Genomic DNA, 1,111 nt, shown 5'->3' with positions numbered 1-1,111 from the left:
GCCGGATGGAACGACTATGATGATTGACGCCGGTGAAAATAATGCTAAGGCGAAGCGTCATGTAGCACTTAAACCAAATGATTCAAAATCACCGGGAGAATGGATCGTAGATTATATTAACAGCATGGCTAACAATAAGAATCAAGGTCTTGATTATATGCTCTTAACTCATTTTCATAACGATCATATAGGAGGAGTTCTAAAAACGTTAAATGTATCTGGGAAATTCTATAATACAGGAGCTATAACTGTAGCCGAGAATATACGTGTTGGCAAATTAGTTGATCGAGGTTTTCCTGATTATAATTATTTGGTAGATCATAAAGACAAGACTATAAAGAACTATTTAGATTTTCTACGTTATACACAAAGGCCGATAAAGGTGGAGCAATTTCGGCCCGGAGTGGATGGCCAGTTTACCTTATTGTATGACACAATAAGTTATAAAGATAAGTTCAAGGTTCAGAATATATATTCTAATGGACGAATGTGGACGGGGAATGATACTATTACTCGCTATCTTTTTCCTTTGTTCGACTCAATAATGGATTATGATATTCCACAAGAAAACTCATTATCTTGTGTCCTGAAAATTACATATGGCAAATTCTCCTACTACTCGGGGGGAGATGTCACTGGATATCCAAAGCCTGGTAGAAGTCAGTTTCATGATGTTGAGACACAGATAGCCTCGATTATAGGTAAGACAGAAGTGTGTTGTGTAAATCATCATGGATATAATAATGCAACAAATGAAGCATTTATCTCATCACTCCAACCTCAAACTTATGTTATTCAGGCGAGTGATGCGTTGCATCCTAATCATTCTACATTAGACCGTATGTTATCGAAATATTTGAATCCTTCCTCAATAAATATTTTTGCTACTAATTTACATCCTGCAGCTAAAACTGTTATTGGCGATTTGACAAAAAAAATGAAAAGTACACAAGGTCATATTGTTATAAGGGTATTTGACGATGGCGATAAATACACTGTATATATTTTAGAAGATGAAAATACTAAACGGAAAATAAAAGGAATATTCGGACCTTTTACTTTCAATTAAATTTACTATATGAAAAGAAACAGTTATATCCTTATTCTCTTA

General features: G+C 34.5%; 1 protein-coding gene. It reads left to right on the top strand.

The annotated features are described in order from the left end of the window. Positions 1–1,069 (top strand): ComEC/Rec2 family competence protein (locus tag JGH11_RS20040; RefSeq protein ID WP_236264276.1); only part of this gene is annotated, 1,069 nt, incomplete at its 5' end. Between the last annotated feature and the right edge of the window lie 42 nt (positions 1,070–1,111).

The sequence above is a fragment of the Dysgonomonas sp. Marseille-P4677 genome, assembly GCF_016652235.1.
In the GTDB taxonomy this organism is placed as follows: Bacteria; Bacteroidota; Bacteroidia; order Bacteroidales; family Dysgonomonadaceae; genus Dysgonomonas.
The sequence above is the reverse complement of the archived record's forward strand: the minus strand, read 5'-3'. Positions and strand labels throughout refer to the sequence as shown.